Here is a 26418-nt window from a genome sequence, read left to right on the forward strand (position 1 = left end):
GCCTCCGTTAGGGTTGACCGAGCGCCGGCAAGAGCCCCCGGTAATCGTTCATTGACGGGTGCTGGAAGAACTGCTTTTCTTTCCGGCTGGTGGAATCTGGGTTGCTAACGCCCAGGCAATAACGAATACCGAACGTTTTAGCGGCATCCAGAATCGGTTCGCTGTCGTCTACAAACAGCGTCCGGGCCGGGTTAAAACCGGTTTGAGCCTGAACGGCATGCCATAACCGCTGATCTTCTTTCGGATATCCGTAAGTATGGGTGGAAAGCAGTAAATCAAGGTATTGATCCAGTCCGGTATGTTCCACCTTGACTGACAGACTATGGGGATGGGCATTGGTCAGCAGGATGGTTTTTTTTCCGCAGGAGCGTAATGCATTGAGAAAGGGCGCGGTATCCTGACGCAAACTGGCGCGATGACCGATATCGCTAGTCATCTGGTAAATATCGAGCTCTAGCTGTTTGCTCCAGTAATCCAGGCTGTACCAGTTCAGCGTATGCTGCACGGCATGATACTCCCGCTCAACTAACTGGTGTGCCTGTTCAAGGCTGATGCCCCGCTGGTGACTGAGGGTCTGCGGCACCAGTTGCAGCCAGAAATAGCTGTCGAACGCCAGGTCGATCAAAGTGCCGTCCATGTCCAACAGGACGGTGTCGATTTCACTCCAGTTTAATTCGGAACCCATACGCACTCCTGAAAAAATGCCGTCATCCAGAAAGACCGGCATGACGGCAGATAACGAGCGTCAGGGTAGCATATTCGCAGGGTGCCGCCTAAGAGTGAATCGTGTTGCTGTAAACAACGGCGGAGGCTGGCGCTTCTGGTGCCAGATGGCGGGCATAATATTGCTGAATATTGGCGATGCGTTGCTGGCCGCGTCGATATTTAATGATGAGTAGCGCCAGGTTGAGCACCACAATGACGCTGAACATCAATAACAGCAGGCAACTGCCCAACGAACGCCACAACGTGACGGCGTCGGGTTCGCTGTGTAGTGAGATATGACGGGTACCATTGGCATCAACGCTAATTTGGGTGATTACGCCATTGGCCGAGAATGGTGTGCGCAGCAACAACGAGGACAGCCGTTGCAGCTCTTGCCACTGTTCCTGAGGCGGAAAGTCACGTAGTGGCGTGCCCGGCAAGGGATGGGTCACGAATTGCCGGCCCTCGTCGCTGCGAATCAGGAAACCACCTGGCGACGGGCTGTTCAATGAGTTGGTGGCGGCGCTGATTTCCCGGCCGTAGAAGCTGTCCGCCGCATTATTAACCAGGGATTCCAGCGACTCGGCGCTGACCGGGCGAAGTATGACGCTGGTGCCTTTCAGCGCGCCGGTGCGTGCGCGTTTAACCAACATGTCCCAGTTTTTCGCGTTTCCAAGATTTACCAGTGCGTTTTTGAGGCGTACACAATCGTCGTCTTTTTCACACAGCGCATCGGTTTTTAATACGATATCCGAGAAATCATTCAGCAGGATCATGCCCGATTTCTGGATGGTGTTGGCAAGCGGTGAATTCACCGAACTGTCATTGTTCGCCGGCGGGTGTAACTGATCGTTCAAGGTTTTTTTCAACGCAATGGTCTTATCGATAATCTCAGATTCCGGCAATGGCAGAGGGGCTGCCTTGTTCCAGTAAATGGCCGAACAGTCGAACGGCGAGAACGAAGATGATTTCGGCGCCGTCGTATCGTGATTGAGCGGCGGCACGTAACACATGCCGGAACCCTGAATCTGCAGTTTATCGCCGAGATGAAGCGTCATGCGCTCCAGCTCGTCAACCTGTGACACATGAATGTTTTCAACGCCTTGCATCCAGGCCATGCTCAATTTCAGGGGAAGGTCGAGCGGTATGTATACCAACAGCAGGATCAGACTTATCAGGGAGCCGCACGCGAGCACCAGATTGCGTCCCCAGTGTTGCAGCGGGAAGAATTTCACTTCGTTATGCAGCGACAGATATTTGCCCTGCCGTACCACTTGCCGATTGAGATAGATATCAACATCCGTTTTTTTGCCGAGATCGTAGCCGATATAAGGTTGCCAGTGTGGCGGATAGATCAGATCGATGTTGCCGAGTGAGACGTTTTTGATCGGGGTTTGCCCCGTATCGCTGAATAATCCCAGGCATTGCGGGGTGCCATTTAGGCAATGTACGTCTCGTAATTCCCGCGACAGCGGCGGCCGGAACAACTGCCAGCAGCACCAGATGGCGATAAGGAGCGCGGTGCCCGCCAGCCAGGGTAGGATAGTTATCGGGCTGTTCAGACTGAAAACCAGCAGCAGGAATGACAATCCCAGCAAACCGGCGTCCCGGATGCCGCGGGAACGGTGTATCGCGTGCTCTTCTTGCGTCTCCTTACGGATGGAAACCAGTTCGGTATGTTCGTGCTGTTCAGCGCTGATGGATGCGCGATCGCCAGGGATGTCGCGCTCTGCTGTGGTATGGATATTGTCGACGAGTTCAGACAATGAATGACCATTCAGCGAGATCACGAGTGGAATAGATCGGGTTTTTATCAGTTCGATCTGATTATCCTGCGCAATGTACTGTTCCCACTGAGCGGGAAGATAAATTTCCTGTGTATCGATGAAATAGCGCCATTGATTGGGCGTATCGATGCTCAATCCGTAACGGTTGATGCTGTGGGATATCTGATAAACCCGGCTATTTTGCAGCAAACGGGGACGGCATGGGGCCGGTGAGGGGAATGCTGAGGACGCACGATTCTGGACGCTCATATCCAGATAATGTTCAACGGCAATACACTCTTCCGGGGTCAGTTGGCGATGCCCCGCAGGTGTAGTTGGTAAACGTTTGGCAAAAATAGTACGACGATGCATGCGATAGCCAATGAACGCCCCTATCGCGATCAGAGTGGTAAACAATACAGCCAATATGATGAGTATTGTGCTCATATTATTGCCATCCAACAGCGTAAGGCTCCCTCTGTTATGCTCGGATACTAACAGAAATGCACGCTTTGTGTTAATCCATGCAACTTTGTTAGTGGCCTTTACTGACTGAATTCACCCACGATTATCTGTGGAACACATGATGATAACAATCAAGGCTTTTATCAGGAATGAGGATAATCCGAATTTTTAAGATGGGGACGGTTTCCGTTTTTAGGAAATCAAGAATGCGGATTATTTATAAAAAAAACTAATGTATGGCCTTTGTTGCTGTCATGTAAAATTATCATGATGACGTTGCGGCAATCGTTAATGTTAACGCACAATGTAAAAGATTAAACATAATGTGAGGAAGGTGAACGATTGTGCGGCTTTCCGTGGTTTTCATTAGATGCATAGCCGGATGCCGGAGCGTTTCCTTACTTAGGGGCTACGATGAATAATAACCTGCAAAAACCCAGGATTCTTAAGGTTGAGACGGTTGCCCGTTCGCGTCTTTTCGACGTGGAGTCCGTTGATCTGGAATTCAGCAATGGTGCTCGCCGGGTGTTTGAACGTATGCGGCCATCCGGCCGCGAAGCGGTCATGATAGTTCCGGTCATTGATGACGAATTACTGCTGATTCGTGAATATGCGGTGGGTATTGAACAGTATGAGTTGGGCTTCCCGAAGGGGTTGATTGACCCGGGTGAAACGGTGTTTGAAGCGGCTAATCGCGAATTGAAGGAAGAAGCCGGGTTCGGTGCAGAACAGTTCGAACTGTTATCCACCCTAACCATGGCGCCGTCCTACTTTTCCAGCACAATGAATGTGGTGATAGCCCGGGGTCTTTATCCCCAACAGCTTGAAGGGGATGAGCCGGAACCGTTACAACAGGTTCGCTGGCCGTTGCGGGACATGATGGCTTTGCTGCAAGAGCCTGATTTTCGCGAGGCTCGCAATGTTAGTGCGCTATTTTTGGCCCAGCAGTGGCTCAGCCGAGATAGCTAACAATTTCCCCTGGTAGAAAAACAAAAAGGCGCGATTGCGCCTTTTTGCTGACTTCCGTCTTTCAGAACAACTCTTCCGCCTGACCACTGCTGGTATTGAATAATGTCGTACCGGCATCGTGGACTGCTTTTTCCGTTGGCTGAGTGCCGTCGATGAAATACTCCTGACGGCTGTTACCCCCGCCATCAGAGAGTTTGCCGCTACTGCGATCGATCACTACGCTGACTACTCCCGGCGGTGGTGGTGTCTTCTGTTCAGGGATGCCGGCCAGCGCAACTTTCATGAAGTCGTCCCAGGCCGGTTCCGCCGTTTTAGCGCCGCCCTCATAACCTGAAATCTGATCGCGGATGACGCCGGAAACGGACGAACGGCCCAGATCGCGGCGGTGGTCATCGAAGCCGATCCATACCGATGCCACGATGTTGGGCCCATAGCCGGAGAACCAGGCATCTTTCGAGTTATTGGTTGTCCCGGTTTTGCCGCCGATATCATGCCGTTGCAGCACCTTGCCTGCCCGCCAGCCTGTCCCCATCCAGCCGGGTTCGCCGAACACGTTACTGTTGAGCGCGTCTTTAATGAGGAATGCTAACGGCGTGCTGATGACATGCGGCGCATAAGACTGATTTGCCTGTCTGGCAACCTCAGATGGTGTGATCGGGTCAGCCTGCGGCGCGGTTTGCACCGGATTTTCCTGCGAGGTGGCCACATTTTCCATACTGTCGTCGGACAGCACGGCAGAGCGCTGCGTTTCGCCGTAGATCACCGGTAGGTTGCAGGTATCGCAGACAATTTTTGGACTGGCGCTGAATACCGTAGCCCCTGCTTCATTCTCGATCTTGCTGATGAAGTAGGGGTCGATCAGATAACCGCCATTCGCCATAACGGCATAACCGCGAACGACCTGCAATGGCGTGAAGGACGCAGCGCCCAACGCCAGCGATTCCGTATGGACGATGTTTTGCTCCGGGAAACCAAAACGCTCCAGATAGTCTGCGGCGTAATCGACGCCCATGGCGCGCATCGCACGCACCATCACCACGTTTTTCGACTGTCCCAAACCTTGACGCAAGCGAATAGGGCCGTCATAAACCGGCGGTGAGTTTTTGGGACTCCAATCGGAGCCGGCACCAGGATCCCAACGGGTGATCGGTGCGTCGTTCAGTATGGTCGCCAGCGTCAGGCCTTTATCCATCGCAGCGGTATAAAGGAATGGCTTGATGTTGGAGCCGACTTGACGCAGCGCCTGGGTAGCGCGATTGAATTTGCTCTGGCTGAAATCGAACCCGCCAACCAGTGCCAGTATGGCGCCGTTGGTAGGATTGACGGACACCAGCGCAGAGTTGACGTCCGGTACTTGTCCCAGCCACCACTCTTTGTCGACTTTACGTACCCAAATCTGTTGACCGGCATCCAGCACATCCATGACACGCTTGGGGGTCGGGCCTTGTTCGGTATCGGAACGATAGGCTCGCGCCCAACGCACCCCCGCTAAGGCCAGCTCGATCTTCTCGCCGCTCGGCAGCATGGCATGCGCCTTATCAGCGGTAGCATCAAGCACTGCCGCCGGAATTAGCGGCCCGTAGGTTGGCAGTTTTTTCAACGCTTCGGTGATCTTGTCCTGCGGCCAGGCTGCGGTGCGCGGTTTCCACAATTCCTGATCCGGGCCGCGATAGCCATGGCGCATGTCGTAAGCCATCACATTGTTGCGGACAGCTTCATCCGCCGCCTGTTGTAGCTTGCGCGTAATGGTGGTGTAGACCTTGTACCCATCGTTATAGGCATCTTCACCATAACGTTTCACCATTTCCTGCCGTACCATCTCCGCCATATAAGGCGCGGAAAATGCGACTTCCGGAGCATGGTAGTCCGCATTGAGTTTTTCATTGCGGGCCTGATCGTATTGCGCTTGGGTGATGTAATTTTCATCCAGCATACGGGCCAATACCACATTGCGGCGGGCAATCGCGCGGTCGTAGGAATAGAGCGGGTTAAATGTCGACGGCGCTTTGGGCAAGCCCGCGATCATCGCCATTTCCCCCAGCGTCAACTGGTCGATCGCCCGGCCGAAATAAACCTGTGCAGCGGCGCCGACGCCGTAAGCGCGATACCCCAGATAAATCTTGTTCAGATAGAGTTCGAGAATTTCATCCTTGGTCATCATCTGTTCGATGCGAACCGCCAGAAAAACCTCTTTTATTTTACGTAGTAGCGTTTTTTCCGGACTGAGGAAAAAATTGCGCGCCAACTGTTGGGTAATGGTACTGGCACCTTGCGAAGCGTGGCCGGACGTCAATGCGATCATCGTTGCGCGAATGATGCCCTGCGGATCGATACCGTGGTGCTCGTAAAAACGACTGTCCTCTGTGGCGATGAACGCCCGTACCATTACTGGCGGGATCTGATCGAGTTTTAGCGGGATGCGGCGCTTTTCGCCGAACTGAGCGATCAGCTCACCGTCGGCGGTGTAGACCTGCATCGGAGTTTGCAGACGAACATCTTTCAGCGTCGCGACATCGGGTAGTTGAGGCTCAATATAGCGATAAAGGCCATAGAGCGAGGCGGTTCCCAGCAGAATGCAACTTACTGCAAGGATGAGTAAATACTTTACGAACTTCACCTGGGATTTTCCATTCAGTAGCGTTTGAATAGTTTATAGACAGACGGGCGCTAGTATAAAGGTAAGCCAGCGAGGTGGATACGTTCTTTTGCTAAACGATAAGGAGATCGAACGATTATGGCTTATCCCGTCTGGCAGATTGGCATGGATGTCCAAAACGGTGTTTTGCGTGCGCTGGCGGTACAGCGTCGACGTCACGGCTGGCAACTGCGGCAGTGGTGGCAGTTGCCTTTGCCGAGCGACACGCTGCGCGGCGGCAGTTTACATAATCCGGCGGCGTTATGTGCGGTTCTGCAGCGGTGGAAGCGCGAATTGCCGCATTATGTGTCGCTCCGGCTGGCTTTCCCTGCTGACCGGGTATTGCAACAGCGACTTTCCGAACCAGATGGCCGGCTGCGGGAGCCTGAGCGAGGGTGGTACATCGAAAAAATGGCGGCCAAGAAACTGCCCGTCAGCAGCGACGCCCTGATTTTTGATTACCGCATCGATCCTTCTGTTGCCGATTCTGTACTAGTTACCGCTGCGCGTAAGGCTGAGCTGGCTCTTTGGTTGGATTGTTTTCGACATGCCGGGTTACAGCTGGATGCCGTGGATATCACGCCTTGCGCTCTACGTTGCATGGCGCGCCAGGCAGGGCTGGCCTCTGACAATATGCTGGTGCACCGTTTTGAAGATCGCTGGCTATGGGTATCGTCGCTGAATGCGACGCTGGCTTTTGGGACAGTGCATGTGGATGACGCTGCGGACTTCTCCGCATTGTTATCGTATGTTAGTGCTCACTATGAGCCTATGGCTTCTGAGCCAATATATCTGAGCACTTCTGCTCCTGATTTTCTGCCGCAGGCCTCATCGTCTTTCACGCTGTGGTCGCCCTTGCCGGCGTTTAGTCAGCAGCAGCCTCCTTTACCGGCTTTCCCTTCGGCATTCGTTATCGCTGGTGGGTTGGCCGTCAGGCCGGAGGATGTCTGATGCCGATGACCAATCTTCTCCCCTGGCGTCAGTCGCGGCGGCAATATCGTATGCGCCGATTAGTGTGCGCATTGGTCATACAGTTTGCGGCGACATCGATAGTGTTATTCGCCATGCGATTGCAGTTTCGTCAGCAACAACATGTATTGCGGCAACTGATCGTGCAGATATCCGATGGGCAACGACAGTATGCCGGGCTGTCCCTTCAGGCCGAGGATCTTCGTCGGCAAGTGCTCGCCCATCAGGCTTTGTTGGATCTCAAACGGCAGAACCAGCAACGGAACCAGCGTTATCTTACGTTGCTGGAACAACTTCCCCGCGTTATCCCCGATGTCATTTGGTTGACATCGATCAGTGACAGCGATGCGGCGATACGATTATCCGGAGTGAGTAATCACTATTCTTCTGTGGTCGAGTTTTCGAAAAAACTTGCCGGATTACCCGTAGTTACAGTGGCTGAGTTGCAGGAGGCACAACGAGACCACAGCGATGCATCCAGGCTGCAATTCTCGTTGCGCCTTTACTGGAAACCTGTAACCGATGCGGAGAGACAGCAATGATCGAGGGAGTTCTTTTACTGTTTTCCCGCTGGTTGCATGTACCGTTACGGGTTTCCCTGCCGGTACAAACGCTGGGTGTAATGGTGTTATCCATCGTTTTTGGCATCCTGTTGGCGGCCCATGAACGGAATCAATTGCGCGAACTACGGCAACAGCAGGAGGAGGGCATGCGACAAATTGCCGAATGGCGGCAAAAACTGATTGCGATGCCTGCGATGAGCGACCTGCGGCGACAGCGGGATGAATATTCGGTATCCGGACGTACGCTAACGACGGAGGCGGCAGTGGCGCTTGTGGAGCAGTCATTACGCGACGCCGGCGTTAGCCTGGTGAGTTGGCAGTCTCGGAATGTCGAGAATGCGTCGGGAGTGACAACCGGCTGGCTGCTGGTCTTTGCGGGCGGTTATGAAGGCGTTTTACGTTTTTTACGGAGCATGGATGCCATTCCTGGTGCATTGCGCGTTGAGCATCTGCAGATCAGCAAGATGCAGCATGAATTACGTGTTGAGGTGCTGTTGTCAGAGCCAGTACCCGATAGCCCGGAGCGGTCGGTATGAGGTTGCTTTGGGGGGCTGTCTGCGGGTTTCTACTGGCAGGGGCACAAGCGACGGAGTGGCGTGATCCGTTTCAGCCTATAGTGAGCCGCGCATGCGAACAGGAGTCAGCCGCATCATGGCGGTTAAAAGGCGTTATCGGCGACGGATTGCGCTGGAGTGGCTGGCTGGAACAGCCGCAACAAGGGTGGCGTCGTGTTCGGCTGGGGGAGGTGTTACAACCTGAAGGATGGCGGGTCGTGCAATTAGGGCGTCAGGGCGGCGTCTTTCGTCCTGAGGGCGGTGACGCTGCCTGTAAAAATGAAGATGTCTATCTGGCAGCGCCGTTGCAGCACAGCAGCAATGGAACTGGGCGAAAAAGCGCGGAATAGGGATTCAACGATGAAAAGGATGTTCATATACGGTATGGCGCTGGTCATGGCGGTGCAGTGCGCCGATGCGTGGGCTAACGCAGAGACGCCTGTTTCGCTGGCGTTCGATGATGTTCCGGTACAGCGGGTTTTGCAGGCTTTGGCTGAACATCAGCAGCTGAATCTGGTGATTGCACCGGGCGTGGAGGGGAATGTGAGTCTAACTCTTGAGCGTGTACCGTGGCGGCAAGCGTTGGATATTATTTTACGTATGGGGGATCTCACGCTGGAACGGGAAGGGCGCGTTCTGATGGTTTACCCACGAGAGCATCTTGAAATGCTTCGCCTGCAACAGGCCGAGGAGGATGAACGGAAACAGCAGCAGCAGGCGTTATTGAATTTGTCCGTGACCTTGCGGCATGCAGAATCAACGGAAGTGGCCGCCAGCTTGCAGAGTCAGCGGGGCACGTTGTTGACCGAACGCGGCAGCGTCACCGTGGATAAACGCACCAATACTCTGATTGTTCGGGATGTCTCCTCCGCGCTGGAGCAGATCCGCTCGTGGCTGGATGTCTTGGACAAGCCCCTCGCTCAGGTTCAACTGGCGGCACACATTGTCACCATCAGTAGCGAGCATCTCAAGGCGCTGGGTGTGAACTGGGGGCTGGACGCTGGCGATGCAACGAAACAGGCACTAAGGATGAACAACTTCAACATCAACTTGCCTGTGGAAACGCCGACCGTGAATGCCGGTTTTCATCTTGCTCGTCTTAACGGACGGTTGTTGGATCTCGAACTCATGGCGCTGGAGCAAGAAGATGAAGTGGAAATTATCGCCAGCCCCCGTCTGTTCACCGCGCATCAGCAAACCGCCAGTATCAAGCAGGGAACCGAAATCCCCTATCAAGTTTCCAGCGGCGCCAGTGGTTCCACATCAATTGAGTTCAAAGAAGCGGTGCTGGGGATGGAAGTCACCCCCAGAATTTTGCAAGGTGGGTTTATTACCCTGAATTTACTGATCAGTCAGAATATGCCAGGGCGTTCTATCAAGCAGGGTGAGGGGGAAATTTTGGCGATCGATAAACAGGAAATCCAGACACAGGTTACGGTAAAGGATGGGGAAACCATTGTTCTTGGCGGCATTTTTCAGCAGCAAAAGAACAGGACTGAGAGGAAAGTACCTGGACTGGGGGCGCTGCCGGGTATCGGTCGATTATTCAGCAGCAGTGACCGGCAGAATACACGACGAGAACTGGTGATTTTTATCACGCCGACATTGATTCAAGCTTCGTTGCCGACGAAATAGCCCTGACTCGAGGGTTGCCGATTTCTTTGGTATCTCAATGTTTTTCGTTAAATCGTGTTCTTCATGGTTTGACGATGCCCCGGTTTTAGCATACAAGGGTAGCCAATTGGCCACCTGGCGACGGGCGTGTCCCTTCCCGGTGTTGATAGCGCATATGGTTTACCGCCGCTTGGTTCGTGTGGCATTTTATTCGGTTGCCAAACTACCCAGAGTATTGAGATAATTTTTTGTCTGATTCTCGCACTATCGCTCATGAGGTTTCAGTTTAGGTTCCGCCGCAGGTTCTATGGCGGGGCGGGTTATCATTAACGAATTTCTTAGTAATACCAAAAAAATGGCAGAGAAACGCAATATCTTTCTTGTTGGGCCCATGGGTGCCGGCAAAAGCACTATTGGCCGTCAGTTAGCTCAGCAGCTCAACATGGAATTCTTCGACTCCGATCAAGAAATTGAGCGACGTACCGGGGCTGATGTTGGCTGGGTATTCGATTTAGAAGGCGAAGAAGGTTTCCGCGAGCGCGAAGAGAAAATCATTAATGAGCTGACGGAAAAACAGGGAATTGTTTTGGCTACAGGCGGTGGCTCGGTGAAATCACGCGAGACCCGCAATCGTCTTTCCGCGCGGGGTGTGGTGGTCTATCTGGAGACCACAATCGAAAAGCAGCTGGCTCGTACGCAACGGGATAAAAAACGCCCGTTACTTCAGGTAGAAAATCCTCCACGCGAAGTCCTTGAAGCATTGGCAAGAGAGCGTAATCCATTATACGAAGAGATTGCCGATGTCACTATTCGCACCGATGAACAAAGCGCCAAGGTAGTTGCCAACCAGATCATCAGCATGCTGGAAAACAACTGATTTTTTAACAATACCTGCTTGTCACAGGTTTTCTGAACGATCATGGAACGTGCATGGAAAGAATTACCGTCACCCTTGGGGAGCGCAGCTACCCCATTACGATAGCAGCCGGACTTTTCCAGGAGCCGGGTTCTTTTATGCCGTTGAAAACTGGCGATCAGACGATGCTGGTGACGAATGAAACACTGGCGCCTCTCTACCTGGATACAGTGCGAAGCGTGCTGGAAAAAGGCGGTATTCACGTTGATCAGGTGATTCTGCCGGATGGCGAGCAGTACAAATCGCTGGCGGTTATGGAACAGGTGTTTTCTGCGCTGCTGGAGAAGCCTCATGGTCGTGATACTACTCTGATAGCGCTGGGGGGCGGCGTGATTGGCGATCTTACCGGTTTTGCCGCGGCCTGTTATCAGCGGGGCGTGCGTTTCATTCAGGTTCCCACGACACTGCTGTCTCAGGTGGATTCCTCCGTCGGCGGCAAGACGGCGGTAAACCATCCGCTGGGCAAAAATATGATCGGCGCGTTCTATCAGCCTGCATCCGTCGTTATCGATATCAACTGTCTAAAAACGTTGCCTGCTCGCGAGTTGTCTTCTGGTCTGGCGGAAGTCATCAAGTATGGGATTATTCTCGATCGCGCTTTCTTTGAATGGTTGGAAGAACATATTGAAGAGGTGCGTGCGTTGAAGGAAGGGCCTTTGGCTTACTGTATCCGTCGTTGTTGCGAACTGAAAGCTGAAGTTGTCGCTGCGGATGAACGTGAATCTGGGCTGCGCGCATTGCTGAATCTGGGCCATACTTACGGGCATGCCATTGAAGCGGAAATGGGTTATGGCAATTGGTTGCACGGCGAAGCTGTCGCGGCGGGCATGATGATGGCGTCCCATACTGCGCGTCGGCTCGGTCAGTTTAGCGTCGAGGATATCGAACGTGTCGCCTCGTTGCTGCTGCGCGCGGGACTACCGGTGACTGGGCCTGCGGAAATGGCGCCGGAATCCTATCTTCCCCATATGATGCGAGATAAAAAAGTTCTGGCGGGCGAACTGCGTTTGGTGCTCCCTACGGCGATTGGACGGTCAGAAATGCGAGGCGGTGTGCCGCATGAGCTGGTTCTGGCGTCGATAGCAGATTGTCTCCCCTGACACCAGCCCCCACCCAGATAAATCACAGTCGAGGGACTGTGATGGTTTACGTTTAAAATACAATGCCTTATGATTTAGTCTTCCGTTGCGTAAAATGTCAGCGGAAACTGGCCTTTCAGTTGGAGGGTATAAATGGATGAGTTCAATCCAGAAGAAGAATTGAAGCCGGATGCCAGCGATCGTCGGCCGACGCGCCCGCAGAGCAGAAACAGAAGTGCAGGTTTTTCGATGCCCAGCGTGTCGTTGTCCCGGCAACATACCATGATCGGTATTGGTATTGTGGTATTGCTGCTGCTTATCGTCGGTATTGGTTCTGCCCTACAGTCCCCGGGGCAAGGGCAGACGCAACAGTCAGGCGCGGCGAAAAATATCGATTTGTCATCCTCCATGACTCAGAGCCAACAAAGCGGTTCGCAGCCGACGACAACTACCCCTGCCCAGACTACGTCAGTACCTTCCGGCAATCAGAGTGCTGCCGGTCCGCAGTCGCTCAGTGGTCAGCCTATCTCCAGTTCGCCGACACAAGCTGTGCCGTCGAGCCCGAATGGAAACCAACAACGTATTGAATTGCCAGGTAATATTACGGACGCACTCTCTCAGCCTCAACAGCAGGATCGAGTGAATGCATTGTCTCAAGGGGCGATGGGGGATAGCGCTACATCCGGTTTGCCAACCGCTCCAGCCACCGTCGTGCCGACGGGGAAAGCGCATGCTCAATCGATGGATAAATCGCCAGCGATGCGGCAACCGACTAAACCGGCGGAAATCAAAGCCGATAAAGAAACATCCCGGCATGTTGTTGACAATGTTCATAAAGTGCCGACGACGGCGATTACGCCGGCGCCTGCCAGCAAGCCTGCTGCAGTATCTAAACCGGCGACTGTTGCTGCCAGTGGTCACAGCGGCTCAATTCAGAGTGCGCCTGTCAGCGCTTTCACGCTGCAACTGAGTAGCGCTTCCCGGGAGGATTCCCTGAAGGCCTATGCTCGTGACCAGCGGTTAGCAAACTACTGGGTGTATGAAACGAAACGTGATGGTAAGCCCTGGTATGTATTAGTGAATGGCGTGTATGCGTCATCCGATGACGCCAAGCGTGCCATTGCATCGTTGCCTGCCGATGTACAGGCGAAAAAACCGTGGGTCAAGCCAATCCGCCAGGTGAAGCAGGACTTAACCAAATAACTTCAATTGGCCCTGATGTGCTGTCTGAAACAGAGTACAATCCGCGGCTCTGCAATGTATGAGTAATTAACGACGGCATGAAGAAAAACCGCGCTTTCTTAAAATGGGCTGGTGGGAAATATCCGCTGGTAGAAGAGATTCGCCGATATTTGCCAGCGGGAGAGTGCCTCATCGAGCCCTTTGTCGGTGCGGGCTCGGTGTTTCTCAATACCGACTATAGCCACTATATTTTGGCCGATATTAATAGTGATCTCATCAATCTCTATAACATCGTCAAAAATGAAACGGACGAATTTATTGGTGATGCTCGTCAGCTTTTTATTGATCGCGTAAATACCCCGGATGCATTTTATTTATTACGGGACGAGTTCAATATTTGCACACATGCGTATCGTCGGGCATTGCTATTTTTGTACCTCAATCGCCATTGCTATAACGGCTTATGTCGTTACAACATGCGGGGCGAATTCAACGTACCATTTGGCCGTTATAAAAAGCCTTATTTTCCGGAAGAGGAATTGCACTGGTTTGCGGAAAAAGCCCAAAATGCCACTTTCGTCTGCGAACATTATCATCAGACATTGATCAACGCGGCGGCTGGTTCGGTGGTGTATTGCGATCCACCTTATGCGCCGCTGTCGGCAACGGCCAATTTTACGGCTTACCACACCAATAATTTCAATAATCAGGATCAACTGAATCTGGCGCGGCTGGCGTTAAGGCTGTCAGCGGAAAGCCGGATCCCGGTGTTGATATCCAATCATGACACGTTGCTGACACGAGAGTGGTATCAGGATGCTTCCTCGCTGTATGTGGTCAGAGCGCGTCGAACCATCAGTCGTAATATTACCGGGCGCAGCAAAGTGAATGAGCTGCTGGCCTTATACTGTTAGGCCGTGGAGTCAAATCCATTGCCGATGGGCAACTGATGCCCCTGGAAAACAGCTGCTGTTCGGGAGTGTCGTTATGTGGTCGCCAGACCCGGCAGCGCGGACTCAACGAGTTTGGAGAAGCGAATGAAACCGTTTTTGATTGCTCCGTCTATTTTGTCTGCCGATTTCGCAAGGCTTGGCGAAGACACTGAGAAAGCGCTGAAGGCGGGAGCGGATGTGGTTCATTTTGATGTAATGGATAACCACTATGTTCCAAATCTGACCATCGGGCCTCTGGTGCTCAAGTCGCTGCGCGACTACGGTATAACGGCCCCGGTTGATGTGCATTTGATGGTGAAGCCGGTAGATCGGTTGATTCCCGATTTTGCCCAGGCGGGCGCCAGTTTCATCACTTTCCATCCGGAGGCATCCGAACATGTCGACCGCACTTTACAGCTCATCAGAGATAGCGGTTGCAAAGCCGGGTTGGTATTTAACCCGGCGACGCCACTGAGTTACCTCGACTATGTGATGGACAAGCTGGACATTATTTTGCTGATGTCCGTTAACCCCGGATTCGGCGGGCAATCCTTCATTCCCGCTACGCTGGACAAATTGCGCCAGGTACGCAGACGGATTGACGACGGTGGTTATGATATCCGTCTGGAAGTGGATGGCGGCGTGAAGGTGGATAACATTGCCGACATCGCGGCAGCGGGTGCGGATATGTTTGTTGCTGGCTCCGCCATTTTTGGTCAACCGGATTATCAGGCGGTGATTGCGCGTATGCGACAGGAACTGGCGAAGGTGTCTCATGGCTGATTTGACGTCGATTCGTGGTATAGCGTTCGATCTTGACGGTACATTGGTAAATAGTGCGCCGGGGCTGGCCGACGCGGTCGATATGGCATTACGCGCCATGGCGCTCACTCCCGCGGGAGAAGAGCGGGTGATCACTTGGATCGGCAACGGTGCGGATGTACTGGTGGAACGCGCCTTGCGTTGGGCTGGCGGAGAGATAACGACGCGGCTGATTCAGGATACCCGTTCACTGTTCGATAAGTATTACGCTCGAACGGTCGACAGCGGCAGCAGCCTGTTTCCCGACGTAGAGGAAACGCTGGCGGCGTTGTTTGCTCAAGGCGTCCCGATGGCAGTGGTGACGAACAAGCCGACGCCGTTTGTTGCGCCGTTGCTGGAGGTGTTGGGTATCGGTCATTACTTTTCGCTGATCGTCGGCGGTGATGATGTGCCGCAGAAAAAACCGCATCCGGCGCCGCTCTACCTGGTAATGGGAAAACTGGGTCTGCGGGCAAACGAGTTGCTGTTTGTCGGCGACTCGCGCAATGATATACAGGCCTCCCGGGCGGCAGGTTGCCCTTGTGTCGGCATGACGTATGGATATAACTATGGTGAAGCGATCGCCCTGAGCGGCCCTGATGTGGTGCTCGATCGTTTCGCGGATTTATTGCCCTTAGTCGGGGCATCACTTTCAAACCATCAGGATGCATTATGAGTAAGCCCATTGTATTTAGCGGCGCACAGCCGTCCGGCGAGTTGACCATTGGTAACTACATGGGTGCGTTACGTCAGTGGGTTAACATGCAGGATGAGTTCGACTGCATTTACTGCATTGTGGATCAGCATGCCATTACCGTGCGTCAGGATCCGCAGCAACTGAGAAAAGCAACGCTGGATACGCTGGCGCTTTATCTGGCGTGCGGTATTGATCCACAAAAAAGCACGATTTTTGTTCAGTCCCATGTACCGGAACACGCGCAGCTGGGGTGGTTGTTGAACTGTTATACCTATTTCGGTGAATTAAGCCGTATGACTCAGTTCAAGGATAAATCTGCCCGTTATGCGGAAAACATCAACGCTGGTCTGTTCGATTATCCGGTGCTGATGGCGGCGGACATTCTGTTGTATCAGACTAATCAAGTGCCGGTGGGTGAAGATCAGAAACAGCATCTGGAGCTGAGTCGTGATGTCGCGCAACGCTTCAACGCAATTTATGGCGATATCTTCAAGGTGCCCGAACCGTTTATTCCGAAATCCGGTGCCCGCGTCATGTCGCTGCTGGAGCCGACCAAAAAGATGTCCAAGTCGGACGACAATCGCAACAACGTAATTGGTCTGCTGGAAGATCCGAAATCAGTGGTGAAGAAGATCAAACGCGCGGTCACTGATTCTGATGAGCCGCCGGTAGTGCGTTATGATCTGGAAAATAAACCGGGGGTTTCCAACCTGCTGGATATTCTCTCTGCTGTGACCGGTCAGACCGTTGCGGAACTGGAGACGGCGTTTGAAGGCCAGATGTACGGGCATTTGAAAGGCGCAGTGGCGGATGCCGTTTCGGGTATGTTGAGTGAATTGCAGGAGCGTTATTACCGTTTCCGCAATGACGAAGCCTTCCTGCAGCAGGTGATGCGTGACGGCGCAGCCAAAGCCAGCGCCCGTGCGCAGGAAACACTGCGTAAGGTGTATGACGTCGTTGGGTTCGTTGCCCGCCCTTGATGCGTGCATTGCAATAAAAAAAGCCCTGTATGCCGTAAGGCGACAGGGCTTTGTTGTTTTCACAATAAGTTGTGATGTGGTTGATTGCACAATTTATCACGCTATATTTTCTTAAAAATGCACAAATTGCCTGATGACGTGCCCCTTATGCTTCCAGATAATAAATAAAACACCATTTTATTAAAAATGTTACGGTGTTTTGTATCGCTAGTGTTCATTGAGAAAAACCATCATTCAGGCAGGTATTAACGTGAAAATAGAATCTATTGATGTCACCGTCTTCACCTATCCTACACGTCGGGTTTCTGATAGTGCTGGGCATTCTCATCCAGGCGATGAACACCAGGCATCTATGGCGTTGCTGACCATTACGGCAGATGAAGGCAGCAAAGGGTATGCGTTTTCACCGGTGGAAGTTGTCCGGCCTTATGTTGTGAATGCATTTTTCCGTAAGGTGTTGATTGGGAAAGATCCTTTCCAACGTGAACGCCTCTGGCAGGATCTGGTGCACTGGCAGCGCGGCAGCGCACACCAACTGACGGATCGGGCGTTGGCGATTGTCGAACAGGCGTTGTGGGATCTGATTGGCCGTAAACTGAATGTCCCGGTTTATCAATTACTGGGAGGGTATCGCGACAAAGTTCCCGCCTATGGCAGCACCATGTGCGGTGATGAACTGTCTGGAGGGCTGTCGACGCCGGAAGAGTATGGGTTGTTTGCTGAAAAACTGGTACAGCGCGGCTATAAAGCCATCAAACTGCACACCTGGATGCCGCCGGTTTCTTTCGCGCCCAGCCCGAAAATGGACGTCAAAGCTTGCGCCGCCGTGCGCGAAGCGGTCGGGCCTGATATCTGCCTGATGCTGGATGGATATCACTGGTATAGCCGTAGCGATGCGCTCTATATCGGCCGGGAGTTGCAGAAGCTGAACTTCACCTGGTTTGAAGAGCCGATGGAGGAGCAAAGCATGGCTTCCTACAGTTGGCTCAGCAAAAACCTTGAGATTGACGTGATTGGGCCGGAAAGCCTGGGCGGAAAATACTTCAGCCGCGCCGACTGGGTGAAGGAAGGCGCCTGCGATATCTTACGTGCCGGTGTGCAGGGGGTTGGCGGGATAGCTCCCTGTATGAAAGTGGCGCATTTGGCGGAGTCTTTCGGGATGGACTGCGAAATTCATGGCAACGGCGCGGCGAACCTAGCGGTGGTCGGTGCGATCAAAAATTGCCGCTGGTACGAACGTGGTCTGTTGCATCCATTCCTGAACTATGACGAGCCGGCCGCATACCTGAACGCGCTGGTCGATCCGATGGATGAAAATGGGTTTGTACATTTGCCGCAAGCCCCTGGTTTAGGTGAAGACATCAACTTTGCGTGGATTGACGCTCATACCATAAGCAAAGCGTGAATGTGAGCTAGCCTGCCTGATTCCCCGGTAATCCACCGGGGAAGTCTTCCACGCCAGTTGGCTGTATCTGATGGGTTTTCTTTCTGGTCTTTCTTAATCTCCGGGATTTCCCCAGTAGCTGTTGCGATAAAGATGTTCGCCCGCGCGTTGTTACGCAACGAGATGTCGTGAAGTAGGGAATTGCAAAATCTGCGATTGTAAAAATGGTGCGCAATTAGTGCTTTTTTATTGAGTGCGACCGAGAATTGTGGGTAAAAAAAAGTAAATAGGTAGCGCAGGAAGAGATCGCTATTTAAAATCATTGCGCTTTCTATAGTCAGGCCTCAAAAGGAATTCTCCATGTCAAAACGTATACTGGCAGCCGTCGCAACGGTGCTTTCGCTGACTGCTTTTTCTCCGGCCTTTGCCGCCGCTGGCTCTACCCATGTGTTGTTGACTACGTCAGCCGGAAATATCGAGTTGGCGCTGGAAGATCAAAAAGCGCCGGGCTCGGTAAAAAATTTCGTTGATTACGTGAACAGTGGTTTTTATAACGGCACTATTTTTCACCGGGTGATCCCAGGCTTTATGGTGCAAGGCGGGGGTTTCAGCAGCGATCTGAAACAAAAGTCGCCGAATCCACCGATTAAGAATGAAGCAGATAACGGCCTGCGTAACCTGCGCGGCACCATCGCCATGGCGCGTACCAGTGAGAAAGACAGTGCAACCAGCCAGTTTTTCATCAATGTAGCCGACAATGCGTTTCTGGATCATGGGCAGCGTGATTTCGGCTATGCGGTATTTGGCAAAGTGGTGAAAGGCATGGACGTCGCCGATAAGATTTCTCAGGTGCAGACCGAAAATGTCGGGCCTTACCAGAATGTCCCCATCAAACCTATTGTGATTCAGTCTGCCAAAGTTATTAAAAAATAACGTTTTTTGTGGCTGACATTCCTACCGGGTAAGCAGCCCTCGCCATTCGGTGAGGGCTGTTTTTATTCCTGCAGTGCGTGATGTACTTCAACGTTATAGCAGGACAGATTCAGCTTTCGGTCTTCGATCAGCATGTGTTGGGTGATAACTTCATAAACGACATAATGGAACAGCTCGATGAGCCCTATCTGCTGCTGTTCGTAGCGTTGCACCATCTCTTCCGCCCGCCACAACAGATGGTTGTGGATTCTGGCGTGCTGATCGGCGTCGGGATGGTGGGAGTCCCAAAGAAACTGTTCTTCGTGTTGCATGTGTTCACGGAGTTCATCGAGCAGCTCGCGTAATTGCACCATAAACGCTATCTGCGAACCGTTTAGGACGATCACCTGCAGCAGTTGATTGGCCCTGTTGAACAGTTGGCGGTGTTCTTGGTCGATGGCCTGGTTGCCGATGTTGTAGGCGTCGTTCCATATGAGTCTGACCAGGTTACTGTCCGGCAGAGAGACATCATGGCCTTGAGATACCAGCGTTTCCGTCTCGGTTCGGTTTCTTCCCGCAGCCTTGGCCCGGTACAATGCAACATCGGCGCGGCCAAGCCAGCTTTCCCAATGGTCAGTGGACTGGCAAACGGAGACACCGATACTGGTCGTGATCTTGACCCCGCCGGGAAAGGTTTGAGCCTCCAACGCGGCCCGGATACGTTCGGCGGTTTGCACTGCGCCGGTAAAGCCGGTGGCGGGCAGGATGGCGATGAATTCTTCTCCTCCCCAGCGTCCGAAGACGTCAGTCGTGCGTAGTAAGGCGAGCGCGGTATCGGAAAACCCTTTTAAGACTTTATCTCCCACACTGTGTCCGAATTTGTCGTTCACATCCTTGAAGTGATCGAGGTCGAACATCAGAAGCGATACCGGATACCCGTAGCGTTCCAGCCGATCCATTTCCTGTCTGGCGATTTCCTGAATACGAATGCGGTTCCAACAGCCGGTTAGGCTGTCTTGCCGCGCCATCAGGTTGTTGAGGTGTTCGGCGCGATCTTTGGCCATCATGATCATACCGTTGGCGATAAACAGCAGCGTCATGAAGCTGGTCATATAGGTGACTGTTTGAGCTGTCGAGCTGGACAGTACGGAAAACGGGGTAGTGCCGGTATATATCAGTAAGATAATCCGCACGATAAAGGTCACGACGTTTATCGTCAGTCCGAGCACCATCAAGTTGCGTCCGCGCGTTGGCAGGCTTTGATCCTGGGTCATCAGATAAGTGATGACGAGAATAGCCTGCGACAGACAGATCAACGAGCTGGCCAGGGTTCGCGCGTACTGGTTGTCGAGCATGATGGAAAAGAACCCGGCGGTAAAAATCACCGGCAACCAGAGAATGACCGGGCGAATATGGCGTTGTTGAAACTGGGTAATGGCCAACAGCAGCGTCGAGTAGGTGATGGCGATCAGAATATTGGCGGCCACGATAGAAATCACATCTGGGATCGTGCCACGTAGGGCGTATAGGCTATAGGCAGTTGCGTGACAGACCAGAGCCCGGGTACAGATGATCAGCGCGCGATCCTTTATGCCATGAGCCGACCAGCGCATACAGATAGCGAGTGCACTGCTGCAAACGATGATCATCATGAACATAGTTGGAACATCGGCATGCATGCAATCACCTCAACATGACAGGAAAAATTGCCGTCATTACTTACGCATTATCAAAATAGTGGATGGCGTATTCATCATGATATCTCTGTGAAACATGTCGACTGGAAATATTGCCAGAGATAAGCATTGCTGTGGATATACCATTCTGTATACGGGGGGCTCATGGAATTTGTCAATATGATAATGGATTGTCGCAACAATAGAGTATTCCTTAATAGTGACAGGATTTTATCGCTGTCCATTTCGTGAAACCGTGGCGTGATGGGTTTTCCTCTGTCGCCTTTTCGACAGACATACAGGCGTCGTTGGTTGGCGTAAGGGAAAGACAGGGCGGAGGAATATGGGAAATTCATTGCGAGGCCATCTCGAAAATGAATTATATGACCGCCGGCGGCGATCATGATGCGAAATAAGACCGAATAGGATGCCATAGTTGGCTTTAACGTACGGCTGAATAACATCGGCGTCATTGCTGCGCTTTCCGCACAGCAAATCCATTGCAAATAAGCCATGTCATCTTCCCTGTCTTCGGCGGAGGCAAACTGGCTGGCGTCGCGTTTTACCCAATATTCAACGATGGCACCTGATTCAACGATGATTTCTCCGTTGTCCTCCAGCACGGGCGATTTTCCCGACGGATGGATCGCTTTCAATGCATCAGGCGCCAGTGGGTTGTCTTGGTTCCTTTGGTAGATGATCAATTCATAAGGCATACTTGCCGCTTGCAGTAACCAGAGAACGCATATCGAGCGAGACTCGTTCAAATGATGTTGCGTCAGGCGTCATCGTGATGCCCTTTCACTGAAGCTGTTTTAGCAGTGCTTCGGCGACACCTTCTGAACTGGCCGGATTTTGGCCGGTAATCAATTTACCGTCTTCAACGATATAAGGCGCCCAGTCTGGGCCTTTGGTATACAGCCCACCCAGCTTCTGGAATTCATCTTCGATCAGAAAGGGGACGATAGCGCTGAGTTCAACCGCAGCTTCTTCGCTATTCGTAAATCCGGTGACATGGCGCCCTTTGATTAACGGATCACCGTTGGCTGCTTTTACATGACGCAGTACGCCAGGCGCATGGCAGACGAAACCAATGGGTTTGCCGGCGCGCTCGAAAGCTTCGATCAGTGCGATGGAGTCTGCGGATTCCGCCAGATCCCACAGCGGGCCGTGACCACCGGGATAGAACACAGCATCAAAATCATCCATGTTTACGGTATCCAGCTTCACTGTGGTGGCCAACGCATGCTGTGCCGCCGCATCAGCTTTGAAACGATGGGTCGACGCGGTCTGAAAATCGGGTAAATCGCTTTTCGGATCCAACGGAGGTTGTCTACCAGCCGGCGAGGCCAATACGACATTCATCCCGGCGTCTTTGAAGGTGTAATAAGGTGCCGCGAACTCTTCAAGCCAAAATCCCGTTTTCTTGCCAGTATTGCCTAATTGATCGTGAGAAGTTAAAACCATCAATACGTTCATTATGTTAATTCCTTGATAGAAATGAGTTTCTTGCCTGTTCGGTGATTAGCCTTTCAGGACAGTTTCGAGCCGGGCCAGCTTATCGGCATAAGGGGCGCGCAGCCGTAAATTGGATGCGCCGTCTTCGCTTTGTACAACAACGGCTTTTGCATGGGTAAAACGCCGGAAACCGTGGATGCCATGATAGGCCCCCATGCCGGAAGCGCCCACGCCGCCAAAAGGCAGGCTATCAATACTGGCGTGAGTCATCACATCATTGATCACCAACGCGCCGGAGGTGGTGTGATTGGCAAAAGCCGACTGCCGCTCGGGCTGGTTGCCGAAATAGTAGGCGGCCAGCGGACGCGGATGAGCGTTGATGTATGCCGTGATTTCGCTTCTGTCAGTATAGGTTCGTACTGGTAACAGCGGGCCGAAAACCTCTTCTTGCATGATCGCCATATCATCGGTGGCGTTAATCACCAAGTGTGGTGCTATTTTGCGTGAGGGCTCGTCATAGTCCGGCTCGCCTACTGGCGCCAGGCTGATGATTTGTGCGCCCTTATTGCTGGCATCGTCCAGCAGTGAAATCAACCTGGCATAGTGACGTGATGAAATGATTGACGTGTAATCGGGATTATCCTGAATCGTCGGGAAGGATTGCTGCATGAAATGCTTGCTGGCTTGAACCAACGACTCCACGCCGGATGCGGGCAGTAGCATGTAATCCGGCGACAGGCAGATTTGTCCGGCATTAAAGGTTTTGATCGTGAGTGTGCGTTCGCTGGCTATTCGGATATCCGCATCATCATCAACCACCACCGGTGATTTCCCCCCCAGTTCCAGCGTGACCGGCACCAGATTTTCCGCCGCCGCACGCATGACATGGCGCCCTACCGCCGTACTACCGGTAAACACCAGATGATCGAAGGGCAAGCCGCTAAACGCAGCGCCGATGTCGGCATCCCCCCAAACGACTGCCAGCTCAAGCGGATCAAAGTAACCTGCGATTAATTCGGCCAGCAGTTCCGTCGTGCGAGGCGTCAATTCTGACGGTTTGAGCATCGCGGTATTACCCGCAGCAAATACGCCTGACAGCGGCCCGAATGAAAGATTGACGGGGAAATTCCAGGGGCTGATGACGCCGATAACGCCCAGCGGTTGTTGTTGAATCCAGGCCTGCATGCCGGGTTCCGGGCTGGCGACGATTTCAGGTTTCATCCAGTCGGCAACATGTTCTGCGGAATGCTTGAGCATTTTCACCGTGGTCGCTATATCCGCCACCATCGACTGATACAGACTGCGATGACCAAAATCTGCCGCCATAGCAAGGCTGAGTCGCTGATGATTTTCGCTAATCAGCCGCGCACCTCTGAGTAGCCGATCCTGCCGCAGTTTGGCATCAGCCGGGCCCGCCGCCAGATGGGCGTTTTTCATGGTCTGCAATATGGCATGTAAATCGTTGACGGTTTGTTGTGAAGTCATAACGCATTCCTTAAAGATGGATGGCTGCAGTTTTTGACCTAAACGTACAGTGCTTGTCCGATAGGCCGTGTCCGGCAACGTTCAATGGTTTCTGGTCGTCGTCGCGTGCTCACGGCATGCTCGAAACAGGTCGCCATACGTTGCAGCCCGATAAATCGGTATAACCTAATTCCTTAACCAGGATCCGGATATACCGATTCAAGTGTTGATAACCTATTCTTTGTTTGAGTAATTTACCGGTGTTAATCATTCGTGACTAACTAGTAAAATTGAGGTCTGTCATAAATTATTTTATGGATGACGTATGTCGCTTGTTCGTCTGAGAACATTTATTGAAGTTTATCGTCAGCGATCTATTAGCGGCGCTGCCCGGACGCTTAACCTGACGCAGCCTGCTGTGTCCCAGCATATTGCCGGTCTTGAGATGTCCATTGGACGCGCACTTTTTGAACGTCAAACGCGGGGCGTAGTACCGACATCCACGGCGGATGAACTTGCTGCGGATATCGGCGATCGGCTGGATGTGGCCGAAGCCGCGTTGGCTTCCGCCCGAGCGCGTTCCGTGGAATTGGCCGGCGCACTGCAGATCGTCGGTCATGCCGATTTTCTTGCCGAGGTCGTCGCTAAACAGCTGCTACCGCTGCTGGAGGTGGGGGTTCGCGTGCGTATGCAGAGCGGGGATCATGACTTAATCATTCGTATGCTGATTGAAGGGCATTGTGATTTGGGGATTTCTTCTTTGCCGGCATCCGACAAACGTTTACGCAGTGAGTTGATGCTTACCGATGATGTGCTCGCGGTTGCCGCACCTTCTGTGGTGGCGCGTTTAACCCAGGCGTCGGCGTTTGCGCCGGCACTATTGGCGGAACCGGTGCTGGCTTATAGCGTAATGCTGCCATTGGTGGATAGCTGGTTAGCGGCAAACCATATCAATGTCCAGCCGCTGATTCCCGCCATGGTCGGGCAGGATTTGCGAACACTATGCAGCTTGTTGCGCGAAGGTTTTGGCTGGAGCGCATTACCGGCATATCTTTGTAGGCCCTATATTGCGCGCGGTGAATTGCAGGAGATCCCGGCGCCTGTTACGCACACCAGCCGTAGTTATTACCTGTTGTGGCAGCCCAGCGCCCTAAGGCAACCTCGGGTCGCGCATGCCAGGCAGGCATTGTTATGGCGCCTGAAAAAAGCGTCATTGTCCCCGTTAGCCTGACATGTATACCCGCGTGAGCCGACAGGGAGACATGCATGGCCGGTGCCCCTTTTCTGTCGCCTGAAAGCCTGAACCGCGGTATTGAGAAAACACCGCCATTGTCGGAGACAATGGCGGTGGAGTGGGCGTTGCCAGCATGTTGCTACATCGTTCATTGCCCGCGTCAGATGCCGGAAGCGCCAGGAGATGACCGCGCGTTACTCTTCCAACGCTTTGGCGAGCTGTTGTAACCAGGCATCCACGTTGCTGGACGGCACCGTCAGCGTGCGTTTGACGGCGGTCGCCGTCGGGTAGCCGCCCACGTCGTCCTGACTGTCGACGAAGGCGCCGGTGCGTTTCTGGAAGTTGCTCACAATTCGCTGATCCACGCTGTCACGATCGTTTGGGCGTGCACCGGCTTTCTGCGTGACCTGGCCGACGACGGAGTTGGCGCTGATGGCGGTCAGACCGGTCGGCCAGACCGGCGCGGATTTCAGCTGGGTGATGCCGGTACCGGAAGTCTGCGATACGGCTTTACCCGCGGTGTTGTAGGCGAGATTGTCGTTCATCCACACGCTGCCGCCGGTGGTGTTGCTGCCGACCAGCGCTAGCCCGGAGGTGGTATTAGCGCCGTAGTACATCACATTGCCGGCGATCGCCACTTTCGGGTTTTCCGGCAGCGTTTTGCCTTCCCACTCGCTCTGAATCGCGCCGACGCGAATTGCCCAGACGCCGGGGTTATAAATCAGATTGTTGACGATAACGCCGGTGCTGCCGCCCTTGAACCAAGGGTTACGTTCATTGTTGTGTGCATACAGGTTGCCGATGATGGCGGCGTTGGTCACGTTATCGTGCACCAGGGTTCCCATGGAGTGGATCCCTTTGGAGTGGCTGGAGTTATAAAGCCCCTCGGCGATGATGTTGTTGGAGAAGGTGACGTTGTGCGCGGTGCCTGACTGGCCATCATAGCGCGGCCCGGAGACGGACAGGTTTTCATCCGTTCCCCAGGCGAAGCTGCAATGGTCGACGACGACGTTGTAGGCGTTCGGGCCGTACAGGGAAACATCTTTTTCAAAGCCGCTCTTTTTGGCATGCCCGGCGTCGCCGATGCGAAAGCGAATGTGCTGCATCAGCACGTCATGCGTAGAGATAACCATACCACCTTTAATGAGCGAGATGCCGGGTGAGGGCGCGGTTTGTCCGGCGATGGTGACGTATGGTTCGCTGAGTTTCAGGTCGGCTTCGTTAAGGTCGATCACGCCGCCTACCTCAAAGACGATAATGCGAGGCCCTTTGGTGGCCAGCGCTTCTCGCAGAGAGCCGGAGCCGCTGGCCGCCAGCGTGGTGACGCGGATGATTTTTCCGCCGCTGCCGGCAACGGTATCGGTGCCGAATCCTTTGAGGTCGGGCGCTGCGGTACTGGCAGCTTGCGCGCTCAGTACGCTGGCGCCGAACAGGACGGCAAACAGAAGATTGCGTTTCATGGT

The 26418-nt window shown here is 53.2% G+C and carries 25 protein-coding genes; 17 read left to right on the top strand and 8 right to left on the bottom strand.

The genetic code is table 11. The features are described from left to right. Positions 1-7 precede the first annotated feature (7 nt). Together yrfG and HEP82_RS01905 are read right to left on the bottom strand one after the other, a co-directional pair. Positions 8-685 carry a GMP/IMP nucleotidase gene (gene yrfG / locus HEP82_RS01900; RefSeq protein WP_192456534.1) on the bottom strand — a complete coding sequence of 226 codons (678 nt, stop codon included), beginning with the start codon at positions 683-685 and terminating at the stop codon, positions 8-10. A gap of 88 nt (positions 686-773) precedes the next feature. Further along, complete coding sequence (locus tag HEP82_RS01905; RefSeq protein ID WP_192456535.1) at positions 774-2918, bottom strand: IgaA/UmoB family intracellular growth attenuator; 2145 nt, start codon at positions 2916-2918, stop codon at positions 774-776. Between the two features lie 432 nt (positions 2919-3350). Here HEP82_RS01905 and nudE point away from each other — a divergent pair, with 432 nt between their 5' ends. Further along, complete coding sequence (gene nudE, locus HEP82_RS01910) at positions 3351-3905, top strand: ADP compounds hydrolase NudE (protein ID WP_192456536.1); 555 nt, start codon at positions 3351-3353, stop codon at positions 3903-3905. A 61-nt stretch (positions 3906-3966) separates the two neighbouring features. Here the strand turns inward: nudE and mrcA are convergent, their stop codons facing one another. Continuing rightward, complete coding sequence (mrcA, locus tag HEP82_RS01915; protein ID WP_192456537.1) at positions 3967-6522, bottom strand: peptidoglycan glycosyltransferase/peptidoglycan DD-transpeptidase MrcA; 2556 nt, start codon at positions 6520-6522, stop codon at positions 3967-3969. Positions 6523-6639: 117 nt separating this feature from the next. Between mrcA and pilM the strand changes: the two genes are divergently transcribed. The 14 genes from pilM to ppiA all read left to right on the top strand — a co-directional run bounded on the left by pilM (position 6640) and on the right by ppiA (position 19144). Further along, complete coding sequence (gene pilM / locus HEP82_RS01920; RefSeq protein ID WP_192456538.1) at positions 6640-7491, top strand: type IV pilus biogenesis protein PilM; 852 nt, start codon at positions 6640-6642, stop codon at positions 7489-7491. Then, positions 7491-8051: a PilN domain-containing protein gene (locus HEP82_RS01925; RefSeq protein ID WP_192456539.1), complete on the top strand. Its 561-nt coding sequence runs from the start codon at positions 7491-7493 to the stop codon at positions 8049-8051. Before pilM ends, HEP82_RS01925 begins: the two co-directional genes overlap by 1 nt. Beyond that, a complete protein-coding gene (locus HEP82_RS01930) occupies positions 8048-8608 on the top strand; it encodes a hypothetical protein (protein WP_192456540.1) in 561 nt (186 codons plus the stop codon). The genes HEP82_RS01925 and HEP82_RS01930 overlap by 4 nt, the downstream gene beginning before the upstream one ends. Then, the gene (locus HEP82_RS01935) at positions 8605-8976 is read left to right on the top strand and encodes a HofP DNA utilization family protein (protein ID WP_192456541.1); all 372 of its coding nucleotides are present in this window, start codon (positions 8605-8607) and stop codon (positions 8974-8976) included. Before HEP82_RS01930 ends, HEP82_RS01935 begins: the two co-directional genes overlap by 4 nt. Positions 8977-9010: 34 nt before the next feature. Beyond that, positions 9011-10261, top strand: a complete 1251-nt coding sequence (gene hofQ, locus HEP82_RS01940) for a DNA uptake porin HofQ (protein ID WP_225622281.1) — start codon at positions 9011-9013, stop codon at positions 10259-10261. A 334-nt stretch (positions 10262-10595) separates the two neighbouring features. Further along, a complete protein-coding gene (gene aroK / locus HEP82_RS01945) occupies positions 10596-11117 on the top strand; it encodes a shikimate kinase AroK (RefSeq protein WP_023638105.1) in 522 nt (173 codons plus the stop codon). Positions 11118-11170: 53 nt separating this feature from the next. Further along, positions 11171-12256, top strand: coding sequence for a 3-dehydroquinate synthase (gene aroB, locus HEP82_RS01950; RefSeq protein WP_192456543.1), 1086 nt, complete (start codon positions 11171-11173; stop codon positions 12254-12256). A 132-nt stretch (positions 12257-12388) separates the two neighbouring features. Then, on the top strand, positions 12389-13438 hold the full coding sequence (locus HEP82_RS01955; RefSeq protein ID WP_192456544.1) for an SPOR domain-containing protein: 1050 nt from the start codon (positions 12389-12391) through the stop codon (positions 13436-13438). Between the two features lie 77 nt (positions 13439-13515). After that, positions 13516-14331: an adenine-specific DNA-methyltransferase gene (gene dam / locus HEP82_RS01960; protein WP_012763979.1), complete on the top strand. Its 816-nt coding sequence runs from the start codon at positions 13516-13518 to the stop codon at positions 14329-14331. 123 nt (positions 14332-14454) lie between these two features. After that, the gene (rpe, locus tag HEP82_RS01965) at positions 14455-15132 is read left to right on the top strand and encodes a ribulose-phosphate 3-epimerase (RefSeq protein ID WP_192456545.1); all 678 of its coding nucleotides are present in this window, start codon (positions 14455-14457) and stop codon (positions 15130-15132) included. Further along, positions 15125-15826 carry a phosphoglycolate phosphatase gene (locus HEP82_RS01970; protein WP_192456546.1) on the top strand — a complete coding sequence of 234 codons (702 nt, stop codon included), beginning with the start codon at positions 15125-15127 and terminating at the stop codon, positions 15824-15826. Before rpe ends, HEP82_RS01970 begins: the two co-directional genes overlap by 8 nt. After that, entirely contained in the window at positions 15823-16827 is a 1005-nt protein-coding gene (gene trpS, locus HEP82_RS01975; protein ID WP_192456547.1) for a tryptophan--tRNA ligase, read from the top strand. Before HEP82_RS01970 ends, trpS begins: the two co-directional genes overlap by 4 nt. 250 nt (positions 16828-17077) lie before the next feature. Continuing rightward, the gene (locus tag HEP82_RS01980) at positions 17078-18232 is read left to right on the top strand and encodes a mandelate racemase family protein (protein ID WP_192456548.1); all 1155 of its coding nucleotides are present in this window, start codon (positions 17078-17080) and stop codon (positions 18230-18232) included. Between the two features lie 339 nt (positions 18233-18571). After that, complete coding sequence (gene ppiA / locus HEP82_RS01985; protein WP_192456549.1) at positions 18572-19144, top strand: peptidylprolyl isomerase A; 573 nt, start codon at positions 18572-18574, stop codon at positions 19142-19144. A 62-nt stretch (positions 19145-19206) separates the two neighbouring features. On the opposite strand, the gene HEP82_RS01990 is transcribed toward ppiA, so the two are convergent. The 4 genes from HEP82_RS01990 to HEP82_RS02005 all read right to left on the bottom strand — a co-directional run bounded on the left by HEP82_RS01990 (position 19207) and on the right by HEP82_RS02005 (position 23760). Next, positions 19207-20802 (bottom strand): diguanylate cyclase, encoded by a 1596-nt coding sequence (locus HEP82_RS01990; RefSeq protein WP_192456550.1) that lies wholly within the window; start codon positions 20800-20802, stop codon positions 19207-19209. Positions 20803-20876: 74 nt separating this feature from the next. Further along, positions 20877-21566, bottom strand: a complete 690-nt coding sequence (locus HEP82_RS01995; RefSeq protein WP_225622257.1) for a glutathione S-transferase N-terminal domain-containing protein — start codon at positions 21564-21566, stop codon at positions 20877-20879. A gap of 34 nt (positions 21567-21600) precedes the next feature. Further along, on the bottom strand, positions 21601-22278 hold the full coding sequence (locus HEP82_RS02000; RefSeq protein ID WP_192456551.1) for a type 1 glutamine amidotransferase domain-containing protein: 678 nt from the start codon (positions 22276-22278) through the stop codon (positions 21601-21603). Positions 22279-22323: 45 nt separating this feature from the next. Continuing rightward, a complete protein-coding gene (locus HEP82_RS02005) occupies positions 22324-23760 on the bottom strand; it encodes a coniferyl aldehyde dehydrogenase (protein WP_331252918.1) in 1437 nt (478 codons plus the stop codon). 286 nt (positions 23761-24046) lie between these two features. Between HEP82_RS02005 and HEP82_RS02010 the strand changes: the two genes are divergently transcribed. Together HEP82_RS02010 and HEP82_RS02015 are read left to right on the top strand one after the other, a co-directional pair. Then, positions 24047-24952, top strand: coding sequence for a LysR family transcriptional regulator (locus HEP82_RS02010; RefSeq protein ID WP_192456553.1), 906 nt, complete (start codon positions 24047-24049; stop codon positions 24950-24952). Between the two features lie 35 nt (positions 24953-24987). Beyond that, positions 24988-25182 carry a hypothetical protein gene (locus HEP82_RS02015; protein ID WP_192456554.1) on the top strand — a complete coding sequence of 65 codons (195 nt, stop codon included), beginning with the start codon at positions 24988-24990 and terminating at the stop codon, positions 25180-25182. Here HEP82_RS02015 and HEP82_RS02020 read toward each other — a convergent pair. Continuing rightward, complete coding sequence (locus HEP82_RS02020) at positions 25150-26415, bottom strand: pectate lyase family protein (RefSeq protein ID WP_192456555.1); 1266 nt, start codon at positions 26413-26415, stop codon at positions 25150-25152. The genes HEP82_RS02015 and HEP82_RS02020 overlap by 33 nt on opposite strands. Positions 26416-26418 lie beyond the last annotated feature (3 nt).

The organism is Musicola keenii (assembly GCF_014855505.1).
Lineage (GTDB): Bacteria > Pseudomonadota > Gammaproteobacteria > Enterobacterales > Enterobacteriaceae > Musicola > Musicola paradisiaca.

Excerpts from the sequence above, each read along its gene's own strand:
- pilM (WP_192456538.1), top strand. The coding sequence starts at position 6,640 with ATGGCTTATCCCGTCTGGCAGATTGGCATGGATGTCCAAAACGGTGTT.
- HEP82_RS01905 (WP_192456535.1), bottom strand. The coding sequence starts at position 2,918 with ATGAGCACAATACTCATCATATTGGCTGTATTGTTTACCACTCTGATC.
- dam (WP_012763979.1), top strand. The coding sequence starts at position 13,516 with ATGAAGAAAAACCGCGCTTTCTTAAAATGGGCTGGTGGGAAATATCCG.
- yrfG (WP_192456534.1), bottom strand. The coding sequence starts at position 685 with ATGGGTTCCGAATTAAACTGGAGTGAAATCGACACCGTCCTGTTGGAC.
- rpe (WP_192456545.1), top strand. The coding sequence starts at position 14,455 with ATGAAACCGTTTTTGATTGCTCCGTCTATTTTGTCTGCCGATTTCGCA.
- aroK (WP_023638105.1), top strand. The coding sequence starts at position 10,596 with ATGGCAGAGAAACGCAATATCTTTCTTGTTGGGCCCATGGGTGCCGGC.
- HEP82_RS01935 (WP_192456541.1), top strand. The coding sequence starts at position 8,605 with ATGAGGTTGCTTTGGGGGGCTGTCTGCGGGTTTCTACTGGCAGGGGCA.
- ppiA (WP_192456549.1), top strand. The coding sequence starts at position 18,572 with ATGTCAAAACGTATACTGGCAGCCGTCGCAACGGTGCTTTCGCTGACT.
- HEP82_RS02020 (WP_192456555.1), bottom strand. The coding sequence starts at position 26,415 with ATGAAACGCAATCTTCTGTTTGCCGTCCTGTTCGGCGCCAGCGTACTG.
- HEP82_RS01925 (WP_192456539.1), top strand. The coding sequence starts at position 7,491 with ATGCCGATGACCAATCTTCTCCCCTGGCGTCAGTCGCGGCGGCAATAT.
- nudE (WP_192456536.1), top strand. The coding sequence starts at position 3,351 with ATGAATAATAACCTGCAAAAACCCAGGATTCTTAAGGTTGAGACGGTT.
- trpS (WP_192456547.1), top strand. The coding sequence starts at position 15,823 with ATGAGTAAGCCCATTGTATTTAGCGGCGCACAGCCGTCCGGCGAGTTG.
- HEP82_RS02000 (WP_192456551.1), bottom strand. The coding sequence starts at position 22,278 with ATGAACGTATTGATGGTTTTAACTTCTCACGATCAATTAGGCAATACT.
- HEP82_RS01970 (WP_192456546.1), top strand. The coding sequence starts at position 15,125 with ATGGCTGATTTGACGTCGATTCGTGGTATAGCGTTCGATCTTGACGGT.
- HEP82_RS01930 (WP_192456540.1), top strand. The coding sequence starts at position 8,048 with ATGATCGAGGGAGTTCTTTTACTGTTTTCCCGCTGGTTGCATGTACCG.
- aroB (WP_192456543.1), top strand. The coding sequence starts at position 11,171 with ATGGAAAGAATTACCGTCACCCTTGGGGAGCGCAGCTACCCCATTACG.
- hofQ (WP_225622281.1), top strand. The coding sequence starts at position 9,011 with ATGGCGCTGGTCATGGCGGTGCAGTGCGCCGATGCGTGGGCTAACGCA.
- HEP82_RS01990 (WP_192456550.1), bottom strand. The coding sequence starts at position 20,802 with ATGCATGCCGATGTTCCAACTATGTTCATGATGATCATCGTTTGCAGC.
- HEP82_RS02015 (WP_192456554.1), top strand. The coding sequence starts at position 24,988 with ATGGCCGGTGCCCCTTTTCTGTCGCCTGAAAGCCTGAACCGCGGTATT.
- HEP82_RS02010 (WP_192456553.1), top strand. The coding sequence starts at position 24,047 with ATGTCGCTTGTTCGTCTGAGAACATTTATTGAAGTTTATCGTCAGCGA.
- HEP82_RS01955 (WP_192456544.1), top strand. The coding sequence starts at position 12,389 with ATGGATGAGTTCAATCCAGAAGAAGAATTGAAGCCGGATGCCAGCGAT.